Annotated in this window: 18 protein-coding genes and 4 tRNA genes; 10 read left to right on the forward strand and 12 right to left on the reverse strand. The window is 75.4% G+C overall.

The window, feature by feature from the left end:
* The 3 genes from BLR12_RS09825 to BLR12_RS09835 form a co-directional block, all read right to left on the reverse strand.
* Positions 1 to 666 carry an SPFH domain-containing protein gene (locus tag BLR12_RS09825; RefSeq protein ID WP_091377026.1) on the reverse strand — a complete coding sequence of 222 codons (666 nt, stop codon included), beginning with the start codon at positions 664 to 666 and terminating at the stop codon, positions 1 to 3.
* Between the two features lie 294 nt (positions 667 to 960).
* Positions 961 to 1722, reverse strand: coding sequence for a hypothetical protein (locus tag BLR12_RS09830; protein WP_255363406.1), 762 nt, complete (start codon positions 1720 to 1722; stop codon positions 961 to 963).
* Positions 1723 to 1797: 75 nt separating this feature from the next.
* On the reverse strand, positions 1798 to 2013 hold the full coding sequence (locus tag BLR12_RS09835; protein ID WP_091377030.1) for a hypothetical protein: 216 nt from the start codon (positions 2011 to 2013) through the stop codon (positions 1798 to 1800).
* A 295-nt stretch (positions 2014 to 2308) separates the two neighbouring features.
* Here BLR12_RS09835 and BLR12_RS09840 point away from each other — a divergent pair, with 295 nt between their 5' ends.
* Complete coding sequence (locus BLR12_RS09840; RefSeq protein WP_091377031.1) at positions 2309 to 2644, forward strand: hypothetical protein; 336 nt, start codon at positions 2309 to 2311, stop codon at positions 2642 to 2644.
* Positions 2645 to 2785: 141 nt separating this feature from the next.
* On the opposite strand, the gene BLR12_RS09845 is transcribed toward BLR12_RS09840, so the two are convergent.
* The 5 genes from BLR12_RS09845 to BLR12_RS09860 form a co-directional block, all read right to left on the reverse strand.
* Complete coding sequence (locus BLR12_RS09845; RefSeq protein ID WP_091378399.1) at positions 2786 to 3616, reverse strand: sulfite exporter TauE/SafE family protein; 831 nt, start codon at positions 3614 to 3616, stop codon at positions 2786 to 2788.
* A 154-nt stretch (positions 3617 to 3770) separates the two neighbouring features.
* Positions 3771 to 3843: transfer RNA gene (locus BLR12_RS09850), tRNA-Lys, on the reverse strand.
* Positions 3844 to 3879: 36 nt separating this feature from the next.
* Positions 3880 to 4023, reverse strand: coding sequence for a hypothetical protein (locus BLR12_RS24460; protein WP_176832438.1), 144 nt, complete (start codon positions 4021 to 4023; stop codon positions 3880 to 3882).
* Between the two features lie 161 nt (positions 4024 to 4184).
* Positions 4185 to 5018, reverse strand: a complete 834-nt coding sequence (locus tag BLR12_RS09855; RefSeq protein ID WP_143018752.1) for a hypothetical protein — start codon at positions 5016 to 5018, stop codon at positions 4185 to 4187.
* Positions 5019 to 5055: 37 nt separating this feature from the next.
* Entirely contained in the window at positions 5056 to 5937 is an 882-nt protein-coding gene (locus BLR12_RS09860) for a Rieske (2Fe-2S) protein (protein WP_091377036.1), read from the reverse strand.
* Between the two features lie 192 nt (positions 5938 to 6129).
* Between BLR12_RS09860 and BLR12_RS09865 the strand changes: the two genes are divergently transcribed.
* From BLR12_RS09865 to BLR12_RS09875, 3 genes are all read left to right on the forward strand, one after another.
* A complete protein-coding gene (locus BLR12_RS09865; RefSeq protein WP_255363407.1) occupies positions 6130 to 6630 on the forward strand; it encodes a GtrA family protein in 501 nt (166 codons plus the stop codon).
* 97 nt (positions 6631 to 6727) lie between these two features.
* The gene (locus tag BLR12_RS09870; protein WP_091377040.1) at positions 6728 to 8218 is read left to right on the forward strand and encodes a metallophosphoesterase family protein; all 1491 of its coding nucleotides are present in this window, start codon (positions 6728 to 6730) and stop codon (positions 8216 to 8218) included.
* A 23-nt stretch (positions 8219 to 8241) separates the two neighbouring features.
* Positions 8242 to 8577, forward strand: a complete 336-nt coding sequence (locus BLR12_RS09875; RefSeq protein ID WP_091377043.1) for a hypothetical protein — start codon at positions 8242 to 8244, stop codon at positions 8575 to 8577.
* 130 nt (positions 8578 to 8707) lie between these two features.
* Here the strand turns inward: BLR12_RS09875 and BLR12_RS09880 are convergent, their stop codons facing one another.
* A complete protein-coding gene (locus tag BLR12_RS09880; RefSeq protein WP_091377044.1) occupies positions 8708 to 9367 on the reverse strand; it encodes an AMIN-like domain-containing (lipo)protein in 660 nt (219 codons plus the stop codon).
* A gap of 152 nt (positions 9368 to 9519) precedes the next feature.
* Between BLR12_RS09880 and BLR12_RS09885 the strand changes: the two genes are divergently transcribed.
* The 4 genes from BLR12_RS09885 (at position 9520) to BLR12_RS09900 (ending at position 10307) form a co-directional block, all read left to right on the forward strand.
* Positions 9520 to 9592: transfer RNA gene (locus BLR12_RS09885), tRNA-Glu, on the forward strand.
* A gap of 14 nt (positions 9593 to 9606) precedes the next feature.
* Positions 9607 to 9680, forward strand: a tRNA-Asp gene (locus BLR12_RS09890).
* 23 nt (positions 9681 to 9703) lie between these two features.
* Positions 9704 to 9777: transfer RNA gene (locus BLR12_RS09895), tRNA-Phe, on the forward strand.
* A gap of 47 nt (positions 9778 to 9824) precedes the next feature.
* Positions 9825 to 10307: a GNAT family N-acetyltransferase gene (locus BLR12_RS09900; protein WP_255363408.1), complete on the forward strand. Its 483-nt coding sequence runs from the start codon at positions 9825 to 9827 to the stop codon at positions 10305 to 10307.
* A gap of 1 nt (position 10308) precedes the next feature.
* Here BLR12_RS09900 and BLR12_RS09905 read toward each other — a convergent pair whose 3' ends face one another.
* Both BLR12_RS09905 and BLR12_RS09910 read right to left on the reverse strand, forming a co-directional pair.
* Positions 10309 to 11307, reverse strand: a complete 999-nt coding sequence (locus BLR12_RS09905; protein WP_091377047.1) for a glycosyltransferase family protein — start codon at positions 11305 to 11307, stop codon at positions 10309 to 10311.
* A gap of 159 nt (positions 11308 to 11466) precedes the next feature.
* Positions 11467 to 12156: a phosphodiesterase gene (locus tag BLR12_RS09910; RefSeq protein WP_091377050.1), complete on the reverse strand. Its 690-nt coding sequence runs from the start codon at positions 12154 to 12156 to the stop codon at positions 11467 to 11469.
* Positions 12157 to 12342: 186 nt separating this feature from the next.
* On the opposite strand from BLR12_RS09910, the gene BLR12_RS09915 reads away from it, so the two are divergent.
* Complete coding sequence (locus BLR12_RS09915; protein ID WP_091377052.1) at positions 12343 to 12537, forward strand: hypothetical protein; 195 nt, start codon at positions 12343 to 12345, stop codon at positions 12535 to 12537.
* A 160-nt stretch (positions 12538 to 12697) separates the two neighbouring features.
* Positions 12698 to 14737, forward strand: a complete 2040-nt coding sequence (locus BLR12_RS09920) for a transglycosylase domain-containing protein (protein WP_091377055.1) — start codon at positions 12698 to 12700, stop codon at positions 14735 to 14737.
* 3 nt (positions 14738 to 14740) lie between these two features.
* Here BLR12_RS09920 and BLR12_RS09925 read toward each other — a convergent pair whose 3' ends face one another.
* Positions 14741 to 16342 (reverse strand): GMC family oxidoreductase, encoded by a 1602-nt coding sequence (locus tag BLR12_RS09925; RefSeq protein WP_091377057.1) that lies wholly within the window; start codon positions 16340 to 16342, stop codon positions 14741 to 14743.
* Positions 16343 to 16400: the final 58 nt, after the last annotated feature.

The raw sequence follows: 16400 nt of genomic DNA on the forward strand, positions 1-16400 counted from the left end.
TCAGCCTGCGGACCGGGTGTCCGGTCCGACCGACAGGTGGACCGTCGCCCCGCCGGCCTCGATCGCCTGCAGCGTGCGCAGCTGCAGCAGCGCCGGCTGGTCGGCCACCATCCGGGCGGCGTTGGCGAGCGCCCGGGTCGCCGCGACCTCGCCCCGTGCCCGCTCCAGCGCCGCCTGCCCCTGGGCGCGGGCGGTCGCGACCTCCGCGGCCGCCCGGCGCAGCTCGGCGGGGACCATCACGTCGCGCAGCGCGAGGCTCTCCACGACGACGCCGACCGCCTCGGCAGCCGCCTCGACCCGCGTCCGGACGTCGTCCGGCACGGTGTCGCGGGCGGTCAGCAGCTCGTCGAGGGTGCGGACGGCGACCGCCTCGCGCAGCGCCACCTGCAGCGCCGCGTAGACGAACGCGTCCGCGTCCTCCACGGCCTCGTGCCAGCGCCGCGCGTCGGCCGTGCGGCAGGCGACGGTGAGGCTGACCTTGACCGAGAGCCCGTCGGCGGTCAGCACCTCCTGCCCGGGGACGACGAGCAGCCGCGGCCGGACGACGACCCGCACGCGCGTGCGCCGCCACCGCGGCCGCCGGTGCCGCCCGGGCCCGAGCACCTCGGCGAACCGGCCGTCCCGGTGGAGCAGCACGCGCTCCCACTCCTGCACCACGATCCGCACCGCACCGCCCTCCTCTCGTCGTCCCGGCCGCGTACGTCGCGACCGCCCGGCGCGCGGTCGGGCCCCGGCGGGGAGCGCACGGGGCGCCGCAGACCGCCGGGACCGGGGTGACCGCGCGCCGGACGGCCCCGGGAGTCGAACCCGCGTGTTGGACAGACACGTGACCACCTGGCACGCCCGCGACCGACACGCAGGACCCGCGGCGGCGATGCCGCCCGGCTGCTGGTCACGGGCGAGCGGGACGGTACCCGGTGGACGGCGCCGGCCGCGTGCCATTTCCTGGACGGCAGCGGGTCAGGACGCCGGCGCGGACTCCTGCGTGGCCACGACCAGGTGGCACCCCGTCGTCCCGACGGGCATGACCGGGAAGCCCATCTGGGTCAGCACGTCGGCGATCGCGGCGTTCATGGTCCGCTGCACCGCCGACTCCAGCGGCGCGCCGTGGACCCGGTCGACGCTCATCCGGTCGTGCTGGCGCCAGGTGACGAGGATGCCGCGACCGCCCGGCTCGGGGATCAGGCACACCCCGCCGGCGGTGCTGCCCTCCGCGCAGTCGTACAGACCCAGGCCGGCCTCGACGAGCGCCGCGCTCACCTCGACCAGCAGCGTGGTCAGCTCATCGGTGTCGGTCAGCAGGTCGTCCCAGTCCGCGGACAGCCGGTCCAGCTGGCGGCCGAGCTCGACCAGCCAGGCCCGCTCCTGCGGGGACTGCCGCCGTCCCAGCGAGCCGTCGACCAGCCGGACGCCGTAGGCGGGCCGCGCCGTCTCCGGCAGCCGGGCCGACAGCGCCGCCCAGTCCGCGTCGATCCGCTCCGCGAAGGGACCCGCCAGCAGGCCCGGCTGCTCCCCGGACTCATCCACGAGCCACCAGCCCTCGCGCCCGGGAGCGCGCTCGCCGGCGGGGTGGTCCGCCGCGCCGGCGACGTCGGCTTCCTCGCGGACCCGCTGCGCACGGGCGCGCTCGGCCTCGTAGCGGGCGGTCGAGCTCCTGCCCAGCGCGACGACCAGCCCGAGCGACGCGAGGAAGGCCAGCACGGTCACGATCGGCTCCAGCACCACGACTCCACTCCCCTGCTCTGTTGTCCGGCCGCCGGACGAGCGGCGGGCGAGGTGGTCATCGACCCGGCGTCCTCACCAGGCACGCCAGGCTCCGTCCGGGCCGGCGCCCCAGAGGGCCGCCCTGCGCAGCCACTGCTGCGCCCGTCCCCTGAGCGCGGCCCGGTACCAGCCGGCCGGGCGCGGTTCTCGTGTCGACGGGTGCTCGACGGTGAACAGGTCGTGCAGCAGCGTCAGCCCCTCGTCCGTCGCGATCGGTGCGCGGGGGAGGGATACGGAAAGCGCGCTCACGAGAGTTCTCCTCAGGCATGTCCCGTCGCGGCTGGGGAAGTGCCGCTGACAACCGGAAAGGTAGGTCTCCCGCGCTTCGGGAATGGCCGGGCGGACACACCGGAAATGGTCCCGTCACCGGATCGTTGTGCGGGCCTCGTGCGAGGCTCCACGACCCGCCTCTGCGCGCACCGTCTTGTCGACTTGGCGCCCCATTCCGAGCGTGAATGGCCTCTCCGGGTGCTCGGTCACCGATTCCGGACGGCGCGTCGCGGGATGCACTCCCTGCGGCTGCTCCCGGTCCTACGGTGGCCGGGTGGACGACGTCGCGCGGGGTCTCTGGACGGCGCTCGTGCTCCTGGCCGTCGCGGCCGCCGTGGCGCTGGCCGCGGCAGGCATCTGGCTCGCGGTGCAGGGCGGGGAGTTCCGGACGAAAGTCGCGCTCTCGCTGATCGTCGTCGCCGCCCTCATCAGCCTGACCGGTGGGACCACGTTCACGCGGGCTGCGGACAACGACACCCGGGCGTTCCTGGGCTGGGGTCCCGACCGCGAGGAGCCCGGCAGCGGTTCGGCGCTGACCGCACTCGGCGTCTTCCTGTTCGTGTCGTTGCCGTTGTTCATCGGCGGTCTCGTGCTGTTCGGCTCCGGCTGACAGCGGCTCCAGCCATTCCGCGCCGATTCCCACCACGAGGGAGCGAGCCGGCCGGAATGGTCGGAGGTGCTGCGCCTCGTCACTCGCTCCGCCGGGTCGGCGGCCTGACGGTGTGGGACATCTGCGGCGTCGAGGCGTTGGCTAGCTGTGCTGCCAGACCTTCACGGCCGAGAGGAACAGGAGACCTGCGAGCGCAGGGAGCAGGACGGCGTTCGGCACGACTCCCAGGAGGAGTCCGCCGCAGAGCGTCCCGACGACAGAGCCCATGGCCATGATCCCGGCGAACCGCAGGTTGCCTCGGAGGACGGCGAAGCCGTCGTCCCTGCTGTAGCGGGCGAAGGCCACCAACATCGTGGGCAGGGAAACTGCCAGGGACAGGCTCCCCGCGAGCTTGATGTCGGCGCCGTAGAGCAACACGATCGTCGGGATCAGCAGCTCTCCTCCTGCGACACCCATGATCGCGGCGACGATGCCGATCAGGACGCCCGCGAGAACACCGGCGACGGCCTGGACGACCGGGGACAGCGGAAGCCTGCCCAACGTGCCGACATGGCTCGCCACGAGGGCAACGGCGATGAGGACGAGGAGACCGGCGAGGACCCGGTAGAGGGTCGTGGACCGCATCCGGGTCGCCCAGGTCGCCCCTGCCCATGCGCCGACCAGACTGCCCGCCAGCAGGTTGGCGATCACGGACCAGTGCGCGGCCAGGTCCGTGAGCGGCACACCGAACAGGCGGGCGGGCAGTGCCGTGAGGACCACGACGAGGCTCATGGCCTTGTTGAGGATGACGGCCTGCAGCGCAGCGAAGCCGAAGAGTCCGATGAGGAGTGGCAGCCGGAACTCGGCCCCACCGAGCCCGATGAGACCACCGAGCAGACCGACCGCAGCGCCCACGGCGAAGGCGACTGACGTCGACCGTCGTGCACGTCGACGGGCACCGGGCGCCGCTGGCGCGGGCTCGGACGTCTGCACCGGCACACGGTAGGGGTGCGATGACGAAGAGGGCGGCCCTCTGCTCCGGACTCGCGGCGAGGCAGAGTGCTGGGTGCTCGAGGGGTCAGGCCCAGGACGCCCACAGCAGAGCGACCCCCGATCAGCGGATCCGCTGGTCAGAGGCCGTGTCGAGTGGGCCCCGTGGGGATCGAACCCACAACCCGCGGATTAAAAGTCCGCTGCTCTGCCAGTTGAGCTAGAGGCCCGGCGTCAGCGGCGAGGCTACCTGCGCGGCCGGCCGGTCAGATGACGTCGAAGAGCAGCAGGAGCAGGACGGTCAGCAGCGCGGAGACGGCGAGGGAGCCGAGGCAGCCGAGCCGGCTGGAGAAGAGGAAGAACACGGGCGGCGGGTTGCCCAGGCGGCTCGGCAGCGAACCCCTGCCCACGCTGCGTGTTCTTCGCCACGACCGCTCACCCGGTCGGGTGATCGCTTGAGACCGTCAAGTCACCTACCGTCACTCCAGCCCGGTGACCGTCCCCGGGCTCCAGGCTCCGGCCCGGCCGCCTCGTTCCCCCCGTGGCGGTCGGGCCGGACTCCATCCCGGGCTCAGCAGACCCGCTCCAGCAGGTCCCAGAGCAGCGCCTGCTGCGCCTGGTCCACCGGCAGCGGCACGGCCACCGGCTCGCCGTCCCCCACGACCACGGACAGCGGGAAGACGAACGGCTGCTTGGTCTCGGCCAGCACGTGCGGCTCGCAGGACGCCGGGGTGAACTCCACACCGGCCTCGACCCGCCGCTCCCCCGGGCCCAATCCCAGCGGCAGCCCGTCGACGGCGACGTCCAGCACCACGCTGCGCCGGGCGTCGACCACCGTGACCGCGCGGTCGTCGTCCCCGGACCGGGTCAGGACGAGGCTGCCGGTCACCGCCTCCTCCCGGGCAGCCAGCCCGGTGAGTTCCACGCCCGCGACGGCGAGCACCCCGGCCACCGCGCACTCCTCGCGGTGGACGACGTCCAGGTCGTCCCCCGCCAGCGGCACGCGCAGCTCCTGGACCGCGCCGTCGGGCCGCACCACGGTGAGCCGCGCCGCCAGCGGAGCCACCTGCGCCGCGCAGTCCGGCTCGCCGTAGGAGGTGCGCAGCGCGATCGTCCGGCCCGGCTCGAACTCGGCGGTCAGCGCGGTCGCCGGCAGTGGCGCGAAGCCCGGCGAGTCCAGCGCCACCCCGGTCACCGTGAACGGCTCGTCGCCGGTGTCGGTCACGCGGACGTGCACCTGCCCGTCGACGGTCACGTCGGTGCGCATGCGCACCACCTCGGCCTCGATCCCCGGCACGGGGGGCACGGCGGGGGGCGGAGGCGCCGGCGCGGGGCTGCCCGCGCCGGTCGTCCCGGAGCAGCCGGCGCACAGCAGCGCCAGGACCAGCACCGGAGTCCGCCGCACGTCCCGAGGGTAGGGACGGCGGCGGCGCCCCGGGCCCCTACCGGTCGCGCCCGGGCAGCCGGGCCATGACCCGGCCGGCCTGCATGCGGATCTCCAGCTTGTCCTGCGGGTTGGCCGCCGGACCGCGCCGCGGCTGGCCGTCCTCGAGGTCGAACGCCGAGCCGTGCCACGGGCAGACCAGGCAGTCGGTGCCGCGCACCTGCTCCACGGCCCCCTCGTGCAGCGGTCCGGACAGGTGCGAGCAGGCCCCGATGAAAGCGTCCACCCGCGCTCCCCGGCGGACGACGGCCAGCGGGACGTCGACGCTCCCGCCGCTGCCGGTCCGCAGCGCCGGCCGCCCCTCGGGCAGGTCGTCGAGGGGGCCGAGGTCGATCCAGTCCGAGCTCATCGCGCGGGCCGCCGTCGCCGAGTGCGAGGCGCCCGAGGACTGCGCGTAGGACATGTGCCCGCCGACCGCCGCCGAGCCCGTCGCCACCCCCAGCCCCGCGTACGACAGCACCCGGCCCAGGCCGCCGCGGCCCCGGGCCCGGGCGACCAGCGAGCCGACGTAGAGCCCGAGCGCGAGGGTGTTGCCCACGGCGTGCAGCGCGCCCAGCCGCTGGACGCCGATCCCCTGCTCGGACCAGTCGGCCGCGCCGGACAGCGCGGCCGGGATCGAGGCGGCCACGCCGGTGCCGATGAGCACGGTGGCGGCCGGCCGCAGCGGCGGGATGGCGTCGAGCAGGCCGGCCGAGGTCCAGCTGCCCACGGGGACCTGCACCAGCACCGGGTGCACCGGGTGGCCCAGCCACGTGCCGTGCAGCAGGTCCTTGAAGGCCTGCGGTCTGAGGACGGCCTGCACCGCGCGCCGGGCCGGCTCGATGGTCTTGTCGAAGGTCGCCGAGTCTGCGACGCGGTCGAGGATCCCCATGAGGCTCATGGGCGGCGTCCTACCCCCGATGACCGGCGGCGATGCCGTCTCGGCCGCGCCGTAGTGGGGACCCACCCGAGGGTGACGGCCACGCCGGACGCGCTGGGCGTCGTGACCGACCGCACGGCGTTTCCGTCGGTACTCAGGGGAATAACCGCTGGTGTCCAGCCGATCCCCAGGTGGAACCTGCAGGAAGAACCCGTGGCCGACAGAGGAGCGCTCGTGACCTGCCCGTCGTTGCTGACCCGCCGTCCGGTGGTCGGCGATGCCGTCGGCAGCCTCGTCACCCGGTTCCGCGGCGAGGACACGCTCGCCCAGTTCGCGCGCTTCGTCCTCGTCGGCGGCTCGACCACGCTGGTCTACGCGGCCCTCTTCGCCGCCCTCGAGTGGCTGGGCTACCTGCCCGCGCACGTGGCGGGGACCGCGGTGTCGACGGTGCTGGCCAACGAGATGCACCGCCGGCTGACGTTCCACGCCGGTGAGCGGGTGCACTGGCTCACCGCACAGGCCGAGGCCAGCGGGGTCACGGTCATCGGGCTGCTGCTCACCAGCGCCGCCCTCGGCGTGCTGAACTCCCTCGTGCCCGACGCGAGCGTGGTCACGCAGGTCACGCTGGTCGTCACGGTCACCGGCCTGGTCGGCCTGCTGCGCTTCGTCGCCCTGCGCTGGCTGTTCCGCCCGAGGGCTGCCTCCCCCGCCTGACCGTCCGACGTCCCGCGGCGTGACGGTCGCGTGACGGTCGCGCTCCCGGCCGGGCGCCCGGGCAGCGCCGCGGCCGGCCGGCGCTAGGTTGGCGCGAGTGAGCCAGCCGAGCCCCGCCGCGTCCGCGCGCCGCTCCGCCACTGCTCGCACGGTCGCCCGAGGGGTGGGCCGCTGGGCCGCTCGACTGGCCGTCGTCCTGGCCGGGGCGTGGATCGGGATCCTGCTGCTCGGCCGCGTCCCGGCCGCGATCGGGCCGTTCGACGCGACGGTCGCGCTGCGCCCCCTCGGCGGCGGCGCCGCGCTGGACATCCCGCCGCTCGGTGCCCTCGAGGTCGACGCCTACGACGGGCCGTTGCGGCTGGAGATCCAGCTGAGCCGGGTCGACGAGATCCGGGCCACCCAGCTGGCGACCGACCCGGCGCGGCTGGACGGCATCGTCGACCAGGTGAGCGCCGACCTGCAGGACGCCGTCCGGCGGGTGGCCTGGCTGACCGCGCTGTCCGCCGTCGGCGGGGCGACCGCGGCGTCCCTGCTGGTGCTGCGCCGCCGCCGCGAACCGCTGATCGCCCTGGGGCTGTCCACCGCGCTGGTCGCGGTGACCGGTGGCGTCACCGCGGCGACCTGGCGCCCCGAGGCGCTGTCCCAGCCGACGTACACCGGGCTGCTGGTCAACGCCAACAGCCTCATCGGCAGCGCCGAGGACCTCATGGCCCGGTTCGACGCCTACCGCTCCTCCCTCGAGGACCTGGTCTCCAACGTCAGCAGCCTGTACTCGACGCTGTCCACGCTGCCCCCGCCCGGCGGCGCCGACGACGACGTGGCACTGCTGCACGTCTCCGACATCCACCTCAACCCCGCCGGGCTCGACCTGGTGGCCCAGGTGGTCACCCAGTTCGACGTGGACGGCGTCCTCGACACCGGGGACCTCACCGACTGGGGCAGCGTGCCCGAGAACACGCTGGTCAGCCGGGTCGGCACCCTCGGCGTCCCCTACGTGTTCACCCGCGGCAACCACGACTCCACGGTCACCGTCGAGCTGGTCGCCGCCCAGCCGAACGCGACCGTGCTCGACGACTCGGCCGTCACCGTGGGCGGCCTCCAGGTCGTCGGCACGCCGGACACCCGGTTCACGCCGGACCCGGACGCCGACGACGGCGCGGAGACCCTGGAGGAGAGCGGCGAGGGCCTCGCCGAGTTCGTCGGGACCCTGCCCGAGCAGCCGGCGATCGCCATGGTGCACGACCCCGAGCAGGCCCCGCCGCTGGACGGCGTCGTCCCCCTCGTGCTGGCCGGGCACACGCACGAGCGGGCGGTGACCCGGCTCGACCAGGGCACGCTGCTCATGGTGCAGGGCTCCACCGGCGGCGCCGGGCTGCGCGCCCTGCAGGGCGAGTTCCCCGAGCCGCTCACCTGCACGGTGCTCTACCTGGACCCGCAGACCGGCGCGCTCACCGCCTACGACCAGATCACCCTCGGCGGGCTGGGCCAGACCGAGGTGACCATCGAGCGGGAGGTCGTCGGTCCGCTGGAGACCGGCGAGGCGCCCGGCCCCACCCCGTCGCCGGCCCCTGCCTCCCCGACGGGGTGACCCGGCCGCCCTACCCTCGGTCCATGACCACGACGACGTCGCGCCCCGCCCGCCTCGCTGCCGGGGTCCTCGCCGGTGGCCTCACGCTGCTGCCGCTGACCGCCTGCTCGTTCGGCGGGCAGAACTTCTCCTGCAGCGGCAGCGAGTGCTCGGTGACGCTGACCGGCAGCGACGCCCAGGTCGAGATCCTCGGGACGTCGCTGGCCTTCGGCGGCGTCCAGGACGGCCGGGCGAGCCTCAGCGTGGGCAACGCCAGCATCTCCTGCGCAGAGGGGGAGACCGTGAGCGCCGCGTCGCTGACGCTGACCTGCACCACGGTCGAGGCCGACTCCGTGGAGCTCACCGCCTCGCTGGGCTAGCCACCCCGGTGACGTACTGGAACCGCCCTCCTGCAGGGGCCGGCCGCGAGCCTGGTGACGTACTGGAACGGCCCTCCTGCAGGGGCCCGTCGCGAGCCTACGAGCGGGTGGGGGGCAGGAGGGTCCTTGATCAGCCGAGGTCGCCGACCTCGACGACGACCCGGGCCGGGCCCTCGAGGGAGTACACGCGGAACGGCGCCTCGCCCCTCGTCCCGACGAAGGCCACCGAGGTGCCCTCGTAGGTGGCGTCCCAGGCGACCTCGGTGACGCTCTGCGTGCCGTTCCCGGGCAGCGGGTCGGGCCCGGCCCACTCCTCCACGCCGGTCGCGTACGGGTAGCCGGCGCCGGTGAGCGTCACCTGCAGGACGGCGTCCCCCGCGACCTCGACCGGGTCGCCCGAGCCCTGGGAGTACGCCTGGTCGACGTACTGGACGTCCCAGCCGGGGGTGCCGGTGCCGCCGACCTCGAACACGACGCGGTCGTAGCCGTCCTGCCGGCCGGTGCGCACCTCGGTCACGGTGACCAGCGCGTCGGCGGAGGCCTCCTGCGTGTCCGGCCGGGTGTCGCCGTCGAACGCCGGGACACCGGAGCCCCCCTCCTCGCCGTCCGGGCCGGCCTCCTCGCCGTCGGGGCTGGTCACGGCGGACTCGGCACCGGTCGACTCCGCCGCCGCCGCGGACGTCTCCCCGGCGCTCGCGGACGGCGCGGTGGCGGGGTCCGCGGTCCCGCAGCCGGCGAGCAGCACGGCGGCGAGCAGGAGCGGCGGGCAGGCGGTGGCACGGCGGATCACCTGCTGAGCGTGACAGTCCCCGACCCTTCCGTGAGCGACCCCGGGCCACGTGTCGCGCTCCCCGGCGGCCGGTCGTGGCAGGGGACACGGACCCCCGCGTCGGAGCGCACCGCGAGGCCATGTAGAGTTCTCGCTGCCCCCGGCGAACACGAGCCCCCATCGTCTAGCGGTCCAGGACGCCGCCCTTTCAAGGCGGTAGCACGGGTTCGAACCCCGTTGGGGGCACGGCACCACAGCAAGGCCCTGTAGCGCAGTTGGTTAGCGCGCCGCCCTGTCACGGCGGAGGTCGCGGGTTCGAGTCCCGTCAGGGTCGCTCTCCGGTGGAGACACCGGGAGGGGCAGGTAGCTCAGTCGGTACGAGCGCTCGCCTGAAAAGCGAGAGGTCGGCGGTTCGACCCCGCCCCTGCCCACACCATCCTCCGCAGGCCCCGCCACACCGGCCGGGCACACTGCCGCGGTGACCTCGCTGCCCGCCACGCTGCACACCGGCCGCGCGACCGTCGGCCTGCGCCGCGCGACCGCCGACGACGTCCCCGCGCTGGTCGCCCTGCTCACCGACGACCCGCTCGGCCGCGACCGCGAGACCCCCGACCTGGCGCCTTACGAGCGGGCCTTCGCCGCGGTCGACGCCGACCCCGCCCAGCTGCTGCTCGCCGTCACCGACGGCCCGGACGTCGTCGGCACCGCCCAGCTCACCGAGATCCCGGGCCTGTCCCGCGGGGGGACGACGCGGCTGCAGGTCGAGGCGGTCCGGGTGCGGGCGGACCTGCGCGGCGGCGGCATCGGTGCGGCCCTCCTCGGCTGGGCCGTCGACGAGGCCCGCCGGCGCGGCTGCGGTCTCGTGCAGCTAACCACCGACAGCCGCCGCCCCGGGGCCCACCGCTTCTACGAGCGGCTGGGGTTCACCGCCTCGCACGTCGGCTTCAAGCACCAGCTGTGAGTCACCGCGTCCGGTCGGCGACCACCTGGGCGTAGACCTGCGCGTGCACGGCCCGGACGGCGGCGCGCTGCTCGGTGCGCCAGGCCCGGTCGGCGGGCCGGGGAGCCGGCCGGGTGAGCGCCGCGGCGACCGCGGCATCGAGGGAGACCGGGTCCAGCCCGCGCTCTTCGTCGTTGTCGTAGGTGACGACGTCGGACCACTGGTGGGCGAACCAACCGCAGCTGGGCGCGACCACCCGGGTGCCGACGTCGCGGCAGACCTCCAGCTCCGCCGAGTGGGTGCCGTTGCACTCGGGCAGGACGACGGCGTGCAGCTCCTGCAGCTGCGCCGTCCACGAGTCCGCCTTGCGCGGCCGGTACTCGAGGCTGTCCCCGGCGGCGAAGACCGGGGGCGCCTCCACCCCGTCGTCCAGGAAGACCCGCAGCCGGCCTCCGCCGTTGACCGCACCGGACAGCGCCGCCCGGACCAGCATCGCCGGGTCGGGCAACGCGGCGCACGGCGCGCGAAGCGGGAGGCCGACCAGGCCGCGCTCGGCCCCGAGCCCGGGCACCGGCTCGGCGATCGAGGGGTGCGCGACGACGATCGCCGTCCGCCCGAACCGCGCGGCGATCTCGTCGGCCGCCCCCGGGGTCAGCGTGAGCACCACCTCGGCGGTCGCCAGCAGCGCCTCCAGGTGCGCGTCGTGCCGGCGCCGGGTGGACTGCCGCGGGTCGCGCAGCTGGTGCACCGTCAGGACCAGGGGGACGCCGGTCCGCCGCAGCGTCTCCGTCCAGCTGACCACCTCGTCCTCGGGCAGGTGCCCGTAGCCGTCGTGCAGGTGGACGACGTCCACCCCGCCGGCGTGCGCGGCCAGGTAACCGGGGTCGAGCCAGGGGCTGGGTCCGGTCCCCGGGCCGACGGCCACCACGTCCTCGGGCAGCACGGCGTCGACGTAGGGATCGGCGTACGGCACCGTCACCACCCGGATCCCGGGGGTTGCGGGAGGGTCGGCAGGGTCCACGTGCGACTACTCCTCCTGCGGCCGCGCGCTGCGACGGGCAGGGCGGATCTCCGATCGGAACTGACTCGTGCCGGTGGTGTTACCCGACGGCTCCCCGTCCAATCCGCCACGGTGACCGTTCGTGCGCGAGTCCACCCTCGGAGTGACCCGCCGCGCAACTCAGCCGCGGCCGCGCGCCTCCTGCGCAGCCGCGTAGGCCGGCGCCCGGAACCGCGCCATCGGCCCGTCGGGCACCAGGCCGGGTGGTGGGTGCCGGACGGCGTCGAAGTGCAGGTCGGGGTCACCGTCGGGCAGCGGGCCGAGCAGCCGGAGCCGGGCGAACGGGCGCCACTCCCCTGCCCCCGGCGCCGCGGCGAGGGTGAAGCCGAGCCGGCCGGCCCGGGCGGCGTCGGCCACCGGCCCGGGCTCGGCGACCACCGGCCGCGCGCCGGGCCCGGCCGTCGCCGCCAGGAGCACCGGTCCCGCCGCCGAGCGGTAACCCATGATCGAGGAGTAGGGGCCGGTCGCGTCCCGCCGCGGCACCGGCACCCGGCGGGTCAGCCGGCCCAGGCCCGCGGTCGAGAGCAGCAGGTCCACCGGCCCGTCCGGCCCGGGCACGCGGACGGCGAGGCCCAGCACGTCCGGGAGGGGCGCGGGCAGCCCGGCCCCCCGGGAGAGCCGCACGGTCGCCGGCTGCTCGCCGGGACCCGCCGGCCACGGCACGTCCACCCCGGCCGGGCCGCCGGTGCGCTCGAGCACCGCGTCGAGGACCACGCCCCGGGGGTGCATCGGCTTGCCGTGGCGCCACCGGGCCAGCGCCCCGAGCGGGGCGGCGACGGCACGTCCGGCCGTCCGGAACGGGTCGGGCACGGTGTCCTCCTGTCGACGGGTGCCGGCCCCATACCCCGCACGAGCGGTCCGCGTCCAGCTGTGGTGATCCGCCCGTGACGGGAGGGACGCCTGTGTCCAGATCAGCAGAACCTGGTCAACCGAGGGCGGATCCTCGGTGCACTTCCGCCAGGTGACACGGAGCGGCCCTCTGCCTACCGTCGGTACATGCTCGCGACGTTGATGGTGATCGCCGGTGTCCTCGTCGGGCTCGTGGGTCTGCTCGCGCTGATCGTCGCCCTCAGCGCCCGCCCGGCCACCCGGCCGCACAACGCGTGGGTCGCCGACACCGGCCGCCGTCACCCCGACGCCTGGGCCGCGCCGGTGAACCCGTCGACCACGGAGCTGCCGACCGCCCGCTGAGCCCCCTGAGCCGCCGTCCCGGCGGCTGCGCACGGCGCGCCGCCGCGACGCGCCGTCGACCGCGCCGGTCCGGGTGTCGGCAACCGCCGTCGTGCGCGATCCTCGCTGCACGGCGTAGTGCTCCCCCGCACGCCGTGGGCTCGAGCGCGGCGAGGACGGCATGGCGCGGTCGCAGAGGTCAGGTCTCCCCTCCCCCCGGCTGCGCGCGCTGGGCCGCCTGGTGCTGGTCCTCCCGCTCACCGGCGCGCTGCTCGCCGCGCTGCTGGTCCCCTGGGTGGTCGGGCCGGGACTGGCCGCCAGCTCCACGGCCTCGCTGCTCGCCCCGTTGCCGGTCGAGCTGACCGACGCCACACCGCCGGGCAACACCGTCGTCCTGGCCTCGGACGGGTCGGTGATCACCTACTTCTACCGGAACAACCGCACGCCCGTGGGCGCGGACCGGATCGCCGACGTCATGGAGCAGGCGCTGGTCGACATCGAGGACGAGCGCTTCCACGAGCACAACGGGATCGACGTGCAGGGCACGCTGCGGGCGCTGGTCCGCAACGTCACCTCCGGTGGCGTCGAGGAGGGCGGCTCGACGATCACCCAGCAGCTGGTGAAGCAGACCCTGCTGCAGACGGCGGTCACCCCCGAGGAGCGGCAGGCCGCCACCGAGCAGACCGTCGGGCGAAAGCTCCGCGAGGCCCGGCTGGCCCTGGCGCTGGAGGAGACCTATCCCAAGGAGGAGATCCTCACCCGGTACCTGAACACCGTGTACTTCGGCGAGGGCGCCTACGGCGTCCAGGCCGCGGCGCAGGCCTACTTCGGCGTCGACGCCGCCGACCTCACCCTCCCGCAGGCGGCGATGCTGGCCGGCCTGGTGCAGACACCGACCTCCGACAGCCCGCTGGCCGACCCCGAGCGGGCACGGGAACGGCGCAACGTGGTGCTCGAGCGGATGCACGCCCAGGGGCACGTCAGCGACGCGGAGCTGGCCGAGGTCGCAGCAGGGCCGGTCGAGGTCGCCCCGGCGCCGGCCCCGCCCAACGGCTGCGTCGGCGCGGCGCTCGGCGGCTTCTTCTGCGACTTCCTGCAGCAGCACCTCACCGGTGCGCTCGGGATGACGCAGGAGCAGCTCGAGGACGGCGGCCTGACCATCCGGACGACGATGCGCGCGGACCTGCAGCGCTCCGCGGACGCCGCGGTGGTGGCCACCCAGCCGATGGGCGACCCGGTCGCGGCGATGTTCACCGCGGTCGAGCCGGGTACCGGGGACGTGCTGGCGATGAGCGCCAACCGGGTGTTCGGCTTCGACGCCGGCGACCCGGCGCAGTCGTCGGTCAACCTCAACGTGGTCGCCAGCAAGGGCTCCGGCTCCACGTACAAGGTCTTCGTCGCCACCGCGGCCCTGGAGCAGGGCTTCCCGCCCACGCACACGATCACCACGAGCGACCCCTACACCTCGCGCGTGTACCGCAACGGCCTCGACCCCTACACGGTCAGCAACGTCGGGGACGGCGGGTTCCCGCCGACGCTGAGCATGCACGAGGCGCTGGTCCGGTCCTCGAACACCTACTTCGTGGCCCTGGAGGACGACCTGGGCAGCGTGGAGGGGCCGGTGCGGGTGGCGCAGCGGCTGGGCCTGACCTCGCTCGACCCGGTGGCCGACCAGGTGATCGCCCAGAACCGCGGCTCCTTCACCCTCGGTCCGGAGGCGACGAGCCCGCTCGCCCTGGCCAGTGCCTACTCCACGCTCGCCGCCAACGGCACCCGGTGCACGCCGATCCCGGTCGTGGAGGTCCTCGGCCGCGACGGGCGGCCGCTGACCCGCGAGGACGGCAGCCCGCTGGGCACCGGCGCCTCCTGCACGCCGGAGGTCGTGTCGCCGCAGATCGCCACGACGGTCAACCAGATGATGGTCGGCGGCTCGTCGCTGCCGTACGGCACGGGCCGGCGGGCCGCGATCCCCGGCCACCAGATCGCCACCAAGACCGGCACCGCGCAGGACCGCGCGTCGGTGTCCTTCGTCGGGTCGACCCCGCGATACACCGCCAGCGTCATGCTGTTCAACCCCACGGCCAACGTGGACGTCGGCGGGTTCGGCGGCAGCCGCGGCGGCCAGATCTGGCACGACGCCTTCCTGCCGGTGCTGTCGGCCGAGGCACCGGTGTTCTTCCCGCCACCGGGCATCCCGCTCCCGCCGCTGCCCGGCGGGTGAGGGTCAGCCGCCGGTCATGAGCTCCGCGGCGCGCTCGCCGATCGCCACCGCGGTCGCCGCCGGCCCGCGCGAGGTCACCGTGGGCATCACCGAGGTGTCGACGACGCGCAGCCCCTCCACCCCGCGGACCCGCAGGTGCTGGTCGACCACCGCGCCGGGGTCGGAGGCCGGGCCCATCCGCGCCGTCCCGGCCAGGTGGACGGCGGTGGCCAGGTGCTGGCGGACCCAGCGGTCCAGCTCCCGGTCCGACGCCAGGACGTCGTCGGGCAGGCCGGTGCGCCCGGCGACCAGCGGGGCCAGGGCCGCCGTCCGCAGCAGCTCGGCCGCCAGCCGCACGCCCTGCCGCATGCGCCGCCGGTCGGAGTCGGTGGACAGGTAGCGGTACTCCAGCCGCGGCTGCACCAGCGGGTCGGTGCTGGTCAGGGTCAGCCGCCCGCGGCTGTCCTCCCGCTGCAGCCCGACGCCGAGGAACAGGTCGTCGCGGCGCCGCGCGGTGTCGAGCAGCCGGTGCAGCGAGGCGCCGCGCAACGCCCGCAGCGTGGCAGCCGGCCGGCGCAGCACCCGCGCGACGCCCACCGACGTCCGGGGCACCACCACCCGGCTGAACGGCTTGAGCCAGGGCAGCACCTCGAGGTCGTCGGGGGTGTTGAGGACCCCGGACAGCGGGTGCAGGTCGCGCGGCATCGGCAGCCGGCGGGCCGGGCGCCAGGTGACGTAGACGTCGGGGTGGTCGGTGCAGTCCGCGCCCACCCCGGGGACGTCGGCCACCACGTCGACGCCCAGGGCGCGCAGGTCGTCGGCCGGGCCGATGCCCGAGAGCAGCAGCAGCTGCGGCGAGCCCACCGCCCCCGCGGCGAGCACCACCTCGGCGGCCCGCACCACGCCGTCCGCCGTCTCCACGCCCACCGCCCGGCCGCCCTCGACCACCACCCGGCGCACGTGCACGCCCCCGCGCACGGTCAGCCCGGGGTGCCCGCGGCGCGGCGCGAGGTAGGCCATCGCGGTGTTGACCCGCACGCCGTCGGCGACGTTGAGCGGCACCGGCCCCCAGCCGGGCGGGCCGTCGGCGTTCTTGTCCGGCTCGGCGGGGGCGCCCAGCTCCGCGGCGGCCGCGCCGAGCGCCTCGGCCAGCGGGTGGTCGCCGTCCGGCCGCCGCACCGGCACCGGGCCCGACGCCCCGTGGCCGGGCCGGTCCCCGTACTCGCGGTCGGCCTCCAGCCGGACGAACGAGGGCAGCAGCGCGTCGGCCGACCACAGGTCGTTGCCGAGCGCCGCCCAGCCGTCGAGGTCGGCGCGGGTGCCGCGGACGAAGTAGCCGCCGTTGAGCGCGCTGGAGCCGCCGGCCACCCGCCCGCGCGGGACCGGGAAGGTCACCTCGTCGGTGAGCTCGCCGGTGAGGTCCCAGTTCGCCGGGTGCCCGGGGACAGCGGCGGCCATCCGCGCGGCGTCGCGCAGGTCGGCGGGGAACTCCGCGTGGTCCGCGCCGGCCTCCAGCACCAGCACCCGCCGTCCGGCGTCGGCCAGCCGCGCGGCCAGCGGGGCACCGGACGTGCCGGCCCCCACCACGACGACGTCCCACTCGGCTGCCCTTCGGCCCGACTCCACGCCTCGATCCACTCCTCGCTCGACACCCCCAGTCGCCTCCGCGCTCGCTCCGCTCCTC

The sequence above is a fragment of the Geodermatophilus sp. DSM 45219 genome, from assembly GCF_900104025.1.
Classification (GTDB): Bacteria; Actinomycetota; Actinomycetes; order Mycobacteriales; family Geodermatophilaceae; genus Geodermatophilus.

Bases quoted from the DNA above. Each gene is read 5' to 3' on its own strand.
- BLR12_RS09875 (WP_091377043.1), top strand. From the start codon at position 8,242: ATGACCACGACGACGTCGCGCCCCGCCCGCCTCGCTGCCGGGGTCCTC.
- BLR12_RS09915 (WP_091377052.1), top strand. From the start codon at position 12,343: ATGCTCGCGACGTTGATGGTGATCGCCGGTGTCCTCGTCGGGCTCGTG.
- BLR12_RS09920 (WP_091377055.1), top strand. From the start codon at position 12,698: ATGGCGCGGTCGCAGAGGTCAGGTCTCCCCTCCCCCCGGCTGCGCGCG.
- BLR12_RS09860 (WP_091377036.1), bottom strand. From the start codon at position 5,937: ATGAGCCTCATGGGGATCCTCGACCGCGTCGCAGACTCGGCGACCTTC.